Origin of the sequence: Acinetobacter sp. AOR34_HL, from assembly GCF_027854795.1 — a bacterium.
GTDB lineage: Bacteria > Pseudomonadota > Gammaproteobacteria > Pseudomonadales > Moraxellaceae > Acinetobacter > Acinetobacter junii.
Window position 1 is genome coordinate 26,558 of sequence record NZ_JAKTID010000002.1, and the last position, 7,794, is coordinate 34,351.

10 protein-coding genes are annotated in these 7,794 nt (G+C 36.3%); 6 read left to right on the forward strand and 4 right to left on the reverse strand.

What is annotated here, in order from left to right; translation table 11 throughout:
• Position 1: 1 nt before the first annotated feature.
• The gene (sdhD, locus tag MKL32_RS00110; protein ID WP_004908359.1) at positions 2-367 is read right to left on the reverse strand and encodes a succinate dehydrogenase, hydrophobic membrane anchor protein; all 366 of its coding nucleotides are present in this window, start codon (positions 365-367) and stop codon (positions 2-4) included.
• A complete protein-coding gene (sdhC, locus tag MKL32_RS00115; protein ID WP_005402201.1) occupies positions 367-768 on the reverse strand; it encodes a succinate dehydrogenase, cytochrome b556 subunit in 402 nt (133 codons plus the stop codon). The genes sdhD and sdhC overlap by 1 nt, the downstream gene beginning before the upstream one ends.
• A 900-nt stretch (positions 769-1,668) precedes the next feature.
• Here sdhC and gltA point away from each other — a divergent pair.
• Complete coding sequence (gene gltA, locus MKL32_RS00120) at positions 1,669-2,943, forward strand: citrate synthase (protein WP_004908368.1); 1,275 nt, start codon at positions 1,669-1,671, stop codon at positions 2,941-2,943.
• Positions 2,944-3,019: 76 nt separating this feature from the next.
• Here gltA and MKL32_RS00125 read toward each other — a convergent pair whose 3' ends face one another.
• The gene (locus MKL32_RS00125) at positions 3,020-3,685 is read right to left on the reverse strand and encodes a YARHG domain-containing protein (protein ID WP_270900018.1); all 666 of its coding nucleotides are present in this window, start codon (positions 3,683-3,685) and stop codon (positions 3,020-3,022) included.
• A gap of 71 nt (positions 3,686-3,756) precedes the next feature.
• Here MKL32_RS00125 and MKL32_RS00130 point away from each other — a divergent pair, with 71 nt between their 5' ends.
• Entirely contained in the window at positions 3,757-4,407 is a 651-nt protein-coding gene (locus MKL32_RS00130) for a DUF2306 domain-containing protein (RefSeq protein ID WP_171430689.1), read from the forward strand.
• Here MKL32_RS00130 and MKL32_RS00135 read toward each other — a convergent pair.
• Entirely contained in the window at positions 4,404-4,895 is a 492-nt protein-coding gene (locus tag MKL32_RS00135; RefSeq protein ID WP_112987686.1) for a DUF1289 domain-containing protein, read from the reverse strand. The two genes, MKL32_RS00130 and MKL32_RS00135, sit on opposite strands and share 4 nt — an antisense overlap.
• Before the next feature lie 110 nt (positions 4,896-5,005).
• On the opposite strand from MKL32_RS00135, the gene trhO reads away from it, so the two are divergent.
• The 4 genes from trhO to MKL32_RS00155 all read left to right on the forward strand — a co-directional run bounded on the left by trhO (position 5,006) and on the right by MKL32_RS00155 (position 7,715).
• Positions 5,006-5,938, forward strand: a complete 933-nt coding sequence (gene trhO, locus MKL32_RS00140) for an oxygen-dependent tRNA uridine(34) hydroxylase TrhO (RefSeq protein WP_004908383.1) — start codon at positions 5,006-5,008, stop codon at positions 5,936-5,938.
• Positions 5,939-6,071: 133 nt separating this feature from the next.
• A complete protein-coding gene (locus tag MKL32_RS00145; protein ID WP_204379447.1) occupies positions 6,072-6,692 on the forward strand; it encodes a DedA family protein in 621 nt (206 codons plus the stop codon).
• A gap of 35 nt (positions 6,693-6,727) precedes the next feature.
• Positions 6,728-7,360, forward strand: a complete 633-nt coding sequence (gene tmpT, locus MKL32_RS00150) for a thiopurine S-methyltransferase (RefSeq protein ID WP_204379448.1) — start codon at positions 6,728-6,730, stop codon at positions 7,358-7,360.
• Positions 7,361-7,511: 151 nt separating this feature from the next.
• Complete coding sequence (locus MKL32_RS00155) at positions 7,512-7,715, forward strand: ABZJ_00895 family protein (protein ID WP_227558003.1); 204 nt, start codon at positions 7,512-7,514, stop codon at positions 7,713-7,715.
• Positions 7,716-7,794: the final 79 nt, after the last annotated feature.

The following is a 7,794-nucleotide window of genomic DNA, read 5'->3' on the forward strand; positions in this document are numbered from 1 at the left end:
ATCAATTTGCCCAGAAAATCTGGATACCCCAGATTGCGTATACGAACACTGAAATAATGACAGCAGAAGTTAACACAAGGCGTAAACCTGAAGCCGAAGGACCCATTTGACGTGTCGTTACATAATCTGTAAAGACTTGCCACATACCAATCCAAGCGTGCGCAACAAGCGATAACACAGCTAACAATGAGAAAATTTTCATTGGAAGCGTTAGCATAAAGCCAGCCCATTGCTCATAACCGAATCCACTATTGCATAGGATCCAGCCAAACATAACGACAGTATAAGCAGCTAAAACTACAGCTGATACACGTTGGATATACCAATCGCGAGAACCTGAACCCGTTAAACCTGTAGCACTTTTCATTAGAACATAATCCATACAAAAGCTGCGACAATACCGATCACAGATAAGATCAACGAAACTGTAGCTGCAATACGACCACTTTGTAATTCCTCAGCAAAACCAAGGTCAGCAAGTAGATGTTTAATACCTGCAATAAAATGGAAGATTAAGCCTGCTACAAATACCCATACGATGAAACGTACTAAGATATTTCCGAAAACGACATTTTTTACGTAGTCAAATCCTTCTGGTGAAGATAGAGATTTATCCAAAATCCACAAAAGAACAGCGACTAATAAGAAAACGATTACACCAGATAGACGGTGTAGAATTGATGCAATAGCCACGGGTGAGCGTAAATTTACCGCTAACACCTGACCCATGGACAAATTGACAGGTCTGTTGCTTTTCACAGCGGGCATCCTGTAGGTAGAAACTCCAACTGGAGTTTGTTTGAATTAATTCAAAGGAAAGCTGGCATTGTCAGGCAAGCACAGCACATGCCTAACCTATATAACGACAACGAATTATAAAACGTGAAATATCAAAATACAAACAATCAGCTTTCTCTTTAGTCGAAAAAAGTCTTAAATAAGAATCATTCACAAGAATAAGCAAGAAAAATCAATAAACCCACCACACAAAAATTACATATCATATTGATTTTTAAAAAAATTACATCAAATACAATTTATTATTTTTATTTTTAAATTTCGAATATATTCGTTCAAAATCATTAAGAAATTATTAAAGCATCATACTAAAGTCATATATTTGGATCGATTATTTATATACTCAGAAATAATACCCCTCATTTTAATATTAAATATAACTAAGCAATAATCTATCAAGCAAAGATGATTTTAGTTAAAAATTAGTCATTTTTTAATCAGTTGATCGCACCATAATAGAACAAATAAAAATTCCTTTATTTTTCAATCAACATTTTTTTTAATGATAATTTAAATCTAAGGCATGAGAAATATAGGGTTTTGGCATTTTATTTCAAAATATTTTAGGAATCTATAAATTAAAAAGTGTTAAAAATTTACTTACAATTGTACTGATGCTTCATTTTTTTTCTGCACCTAAAACATGATTTGACATATTATACTCGACCGGTGCTGTGATTTTACTCAATTTTCCCGTTGATACTGAATGACTAATTGACTGTGATAACGTCATTTTTTATCCCTAAGTATAATTGACAAAATTTTAGTAGCCACTAATCTTATAGCAAATTTTGACACCGTCTGATTCGCACATGACAAGATTAGGATTTCGAGTCAGATAATCATTCACCAGGACAGGAGATCTATTGAATGTCTGCAGCAACTGGCAAAAAAGCCGTATTACAGCTTGATGGCAAAGAAATTGAATTACCAATTTACAGCGGCACATTGGGCCCAGATGTAATTGACGTTAAAGATGTATTAGCATCAGGTCACTTTACTTTCGATCCTGGTTTTATGGCGACAGCGGCTTGCGAATCTAAGATCACATTCATTGACGGTGACAAAGGTGTTTTATTACACCGTGGTTATCCAATTGATCAATTAGCGACTCAAGCAGACTACTTAGAAACTTGTTATTTATTATTAAATGGCGAGCTTCCAAATGCTGAACAAAAAACTGAATTTGACGCAAAAGTACGTAACCACACTATGGTTCACGACCAAGTAAGCCGTTTCTTCAATGGTTTCCGTCGTGATGCTCACCCTATGGCGATCATGGTTGGTGTAGTTGGTGCTTTATCTGCGTTCTATCACAACGGTTTAGACATCGAAGATGTTAACCACCGTGAAATCACTGCAATTCGTTTAATCGCGAAAATCCCTACGCTTGCAGCGTGGAGCTACAAGTACACTGTAGGTCAACCATTCATTTACCCTCGTAATGATTTAAGCTACGCAGAAAACTTCTTACACATGATGTTTGCTACGCCTGCTGATCGTGACTACAAAGTAAATCCAGTTCTTGCACGCGCAATGGACCGTATTTTCACGCTTCATGCTGACCACGAACAAAATGCATCGACTTCTACAGTTCGTCTTGCTGGTTCTACTGGTGCAAACCCTTATGCATGTATCTCTGCTGGTATCTCTGCACTTTGGGGACCTGCTCACGGTGGTGCAAACGAAGCTGTACTTAAAATGTTAGATGAAATTGGTAGCGTTGAAAACGTTGCTGAATTCATGGAAAAAGTAAAACGTAAAGAAGTGAAGCTTATGGGCTTCGGTCACCGCGTTTATAAAAACTTTGACCCTCGCGCTAAAGTAATGAAGCAAACTTGTGACGAAGTTCTTGAAGCATTAGGCATCAACGATCCACAATTGCAGCTTGCTATGGAACTTGAGCGTATTGCATTGAACGACCCGTACTTCGTAGAGCGTAAGCTTTACCCGAACGTAGACTTCTACTCAGGTATCATCTTAAAAGCGATTGGTATCCCAACAGAAATGTTTACTGTAATTTTCGCTCTTGCACGTACTGTTGGTTGGATCAGCCACTGGTTAGAAATGCACAGTGGTCCTTACAAAATCGGTCGTCCGCGTCAGCTTTATACTGGCTCGACTCAACGCGATATCAAACGTTAATTTTCAACAGAATCTTAATGTTAAAAAAGCTGCCTGATGGCAGCTTTTTTTATTAGATACTTAATTTAAAAATAAATTAACGTCCCCACTCTACGTCTTTCGCATAAGGTTCTACCATTTTGATACGCTTCACATTCTCTTTTTCAATTTTAGTTAGACGTGAATCCACATTGGTAAAACACGGCATGTACCAATCATAATCAGCAAATGTAGCAGCCCAACTTTTATTCTGAAATGCATACCCATGGCGTGCATAGATTTCATTACGAATATATTGCAACTCACCTAAAGCAACTTGTAGATCTGCATCTTTTAATAATTTACGCGATGCTTCTGGATAGTTACCTTCATCTTTTGCATAGTTACACTGCTGTGCTTTCAAGCTAAAAAACTTTGGTTTAACTGTTTTGCTACTGGGTAACCATTGTGCATCGATCTCTGTAACATTATTTTTATAATCTAAAATGAACTGACCAAAGGTAGCACCTTGCCCTAATTCATTCAAAGTTGCTTTATAAACTGAGCCACTTTTTTGAAGATTTCCCTTAAATTTAGTTTGCTTACCATTTAACAAACTATACCCTGTGAGTTGATCTCCTTTCTGTTGAAAGAACAAAGAAATTTTTTGTTCATCGTTATACAATCCTGTCCAAGATGAAGCGAGCTGTGGGGTTTGGGCAAAACTCAAGGTACAACATGTTAAAGCAGCTGTAAAAGTTAAAAACTTAACTAATTTATTCATATTTCTAAGCTCATCAAATATAAAGTTATTGCATTTATTCTTAGTCAATCATGATAACAGCGATCAATGATATGTGGAAAATTCTAAATCCCCTTACTCGACTTATAACCACATTCATTTTCTTTTACTTATTTATATTGATGGTAGAAATTTGTATTCAATATTTTCCTTGGTCAAATCAATCTAATTTTTTAGTTCTAAAGCAAGATGTCGTCCTGACTCAGCCTTGGCGCATCGCCTTCCAAATTCATGTCTTAACGAGCAGTTTTGTTCTTTTAGCTGGCTTTACTCAATTTTCACAATATATTCGTAAAAAATTTAGTCTTGTTCATCGTTATGCAGGTTGGATTTATATTGTTTCGACTCTAGGTTTTGCACTACCAAGCGGTTTGATATTGGCGGTGTATGCCAATGGCGGCTTCAGCACCCAATTGTGTTTTATTTTACTAGGACTACTTTGGGGAGTCAGCACTTTAATTGCGCTTTATTTTGCGATTAGGAAACAATGGTTTCGACATCGTGACTGGATGATAAGAAGTTTTGCTTTAGCTTTATCTGCCTTGAGTTTAAGAACATGGAAACTCGTGTTATACGAACTACAACCGTACATTGACTGGCTAACACCAATCCATATATATCAACTAGAAGCATGGCTAGGTTGGACGATTAATTTATTGATTGCAGAAGTTATTATTTACTATATCAACCACAAAAGAATTTAGATTTCATCTTCTTCTAATGTCCGTAACAAATTCGAACTAATCCCATCGGCACGAAGCCAAGCCAGTTCATAACTCGCTTTCGCTAAAGCCAATACTCTTCTCTCGAATTCATCCCATACAGGCTTCACTTGTGCATCCACAATCCCCAGACCACTTTCCTGCGCTAAGTACTTATTTTTTTCGCATATCTTTAATGCATGATAAAGCTTGCGACCTTTCGTTGCCGTATCTAATACTCGAATCCGCTTATTATGAATAAAGTCCTCTACCTGTTGCATATTTGCATGAGGTAACAAAGGCACAAGAATTTGATCAAGTTGTGCATCTAAACGTTGCCAAACTGTGAGTCGCTGTTCTGGTGTATATGTATTCCAATGAATCACTTCATGATTAAAACGGCGACATCCTCGGCACACCAAATCACCAAATACCGTTGAACAACGCCCTGCACATGGGGTCAATGATGGGATTCGACGATCATTACTCAAAACACATTCCTCTAAAACCATATCAATTCTATGGTTTTCTCGCTTATTTTCAAATTTCACGCTAAAATACGCGCCTTGATTTTCCTATCTTAATACATTTGGAGTTATCCATGAACGCTACTGTAGAACAGCTTGCACCTGTAGAACAGCAAGCGACCAATAATTGGGTTGTTGCGGCACTATATCAATTTAAAGAAGTTTCAGATGCAGCGGATCTGCAACAGCGTCTTTTAACACTAGTGAATAGCATCAATTTATGTGGAACTCTGATTGTTGCACCAGAAGGAATCAACGGTACTGTCGCTGGTGATCGCACAGCAATTGATACTGTACATCAATTTTTGCTGAACGAAGGTTTCAACGAAATGGAATATAAAGAGTCTTTTAGCTCTGATAAACCATTCCGCAAAATGAAAATTAAACTCAAAAAAGAGATCGTAACTTTAGGTGTAGAAGTTAAACCCCGTGATCTAGTCGGTCATTACCTCGACCCTAAAGAGTGGAATGAGTTAATTAGCCGTGATGATGTAATTTTAATCGACACACGTAATGACTATGAATACAAAGCAGGCACATTTAAGGGTGCAATTGATCCTAAAACTGAAACTTTCCGTGAGTTCCCTGAATACGTAAAGCAAAACTTAGAACAACACAAAGATAAGAAAATCGCCATGTTCTGTACAGGTGGTATTCGTTGTGAAAAATCAACATCATTACTCTTACAAGAAGGATTTAATGAGGTATATCACCTTAAAGGCGGTATTCTTAAATATCTAGAAGAAACCCCAGCAGAAGAAAGTTTATGGGAAGGCGAATGTTTCGTATTTGATGGCCGCACCGCAGTAACACATGGTGTTGAAGAAGGCGAAAATATTAAATGTCATGCATGTGGCTGGCCTCTTACTAAAGAAGAAGCTGAATTACCTAGCTATGAACATGGAGTTTCTTGTGTTTTCTGTATTGATAAAACTACAGAAAAACAAAAAGAAGGTTTCCGCATGCGCCAATCACAAATTGCAGCAGCAAAACGCAAACGCCTATAATTTATTGTTATGCTCAAAAGCCGTAGTTTTCTACGGCTTTTTTATACGAGAAAATAATAACCATTCATCTATTGTATGCTTAAGAAAGAAGCATCACTATCCTCTAATCAATGAAAATACGTAGCAAGGTACTATGGGACTAGAAGACTGGGTCTTATCTGTGATGGAAAAGCTGGGATATTTGGGTATTGCATTCTTAATGTTTTTAGACAATATTTTTCCACCAATACCATCTGAAATTATTATGCCCTCTGCTGGTTATACAGCCTCTAAAGGTGATTTGACTTTAATTGGTGTCATTATTGCGGGCAATACAGGATCTTTACTTGCTGCGATGGTGCTATATTGGATTGGTCGAAAAATTCCTGAGCAACGATTATTCATCTTTATAGAGCATTACGGAAAATTTCTAAGAATAAAGGTAAGTGATCTTGAAAAAGCATTAACTTGGTTTAACAAACATGGACATAAGATTGTTTTCTTTGGTCGTATGATTCCAGCTGTACGCTCTCTCATAAGTATTCCCGCGGGTATGAGTAGGATGCCTTTTGGTAAATTTATGACCTACAGCGCTTTAGGAACGATTATATGGACTACTTTTTTAGCCTACTTAGGTTATCACTTTAGCGAAAATCAAGCTTTGATGACGCTGATTATGCAACGTGTCGGTTATATTATTTTAGCTCTGGCTTTACTGTATATCATTTGGATTATTGCAAGAAGATTTCAAAAAAATCATAAAGATAAACACTGAGACTTATTTCCAATTACTTTTATCTGAGGCAAATTATGAAACATGAATTTTGGCATGACAAATGGCAAAAAAATGAAATTGGGTTTCATCTCAATCAACCTCATTCACTATTAGTTAAATATATTGACTCCTTAAATCTAGAGAAAAACAATCGTATTTTCCTTCCATTGTGTGGGAAAAGCTTAGATATTCATTGGTTGTTAGCACAAGGTTATCATCTGATTGGAATTGATCTTAGTCCGATTGCAATCGAAGAATTAATATCCGAACTTGCTATTCCATTTACTGAAAGAAAACTGGAAAAATTAACTCATTATCACCATCCTCAAATTGATCTATTTGTTGGTGATTTTTTTGAATTGACTTCAAGCAATATTGGTAAAATTGATGCGATTTATGATCGAGCTGCTTTAGTCGCTTTACCTGAAGAAATGCGAACCGATTATGCACAACATTTGATGCAAATTAGCAATCAGGCAACTCAATTACTCATTAGTTTTGAATATGATCAAAGCGTGATGGCGGGTCCTCCTTTCTCTATTCCCCCTCAACAGCTTAAAGACTATTATTCCAAGCAGTACCAACTGCAATTACTTGATAGTCAAACAGAATTACTCAAAGGAAAGGTTGATGCTGAAGAAAAGATTTGGCTATTAAAGCCTTACTAAATAAAGATCAACTTATTAAAACCACAGTAAAAGCTGTGGTTTTAATTACTTATTATTTATACTTCACGTTCAAGTTAATTTAAAAAATAAAATTAACATATAAATTTAAACTACTTATAGACCCAAAATCAAATCATAAAGAGAAATCATAATGAAATATTATCTATGGATATTTACAGGTATTTATACACTCACACTACTTATTTTTGGATTACTGGCCTACTTTATAGATCTATCAAGTTCTACTACTGTGCCGACATTAATTGCGGCAGGATTCTTTACATCATGGATCTTTGTAAAACGCGAACAAAGAGTCTCCAATCCTCAAGAACGTAAGCATGGTAATCCCCCCTAAAAATAATAGGATCTAAAAGTAGAATTTTCTCTTAAGATACGAGCAGGAGATTCTGCATGAAAACATCTAAATTTACTGA

Coding starts and splice junctions, on each gene's coding strand:
- MKL32_RS00155 (WP_227558003.1), top strand. CDS start 7,512: ATGAAATATTATCTATGGATATTTACAGGTATTTATACACTCACACTA.
- MKL32_RS00125 (WP_270900018.1), bottom strand. CDS start 3,685: ATGAATAAATTAGTTAAGTTTTTAACTTTTACAGCTGCTTTAACATGT.
- tmpT (WP_204379448.1), top strand. CDS start 6,728: ATGAAACATGAATTTTGGCATGACAAATGGCAAAAAAATGAAATTGGG.
- trhO (WP_004908383.1), top strand. CDS start 5,006: ATGAACGCTACTGTAGAACAGCTTGCACCTGTAGAACAGCAAGCGACC.
- MKL32_RS00145 (WP_204379447.1), top strand. CDS start 6,072: ATGGGACTAGAAGACTGGGTCTTATCTGTGATGGAAAAGCTGGGATAT.
- MKL32_RS00130 (WP_171430689.1), top strand. CDS start 3,757: ATGTGGAAAATTCTAAATCCCCTTACTCGACTTATAACCACATTCATT.
- sdhD (WP_004908359.1), bottom strand. CDS start 367: ATGAAAAGTGCTACAGGTTTAACGGGTTCAGGTTCTCGCGATTGGTAT.
- sdhC (WP_005402201.1), bottom strand. CDS start 768: ATGCCCGCTGTGAAAAGCAACAGACCTGTCAATTTGTCCATGGGTCAG.
- gltA (WP_004908368.1), top strand. CDS start 1,669: ATGTCTGCAGCAACTGGCAAAAAAGCCGTATTACAGCTTGATGGCAAA.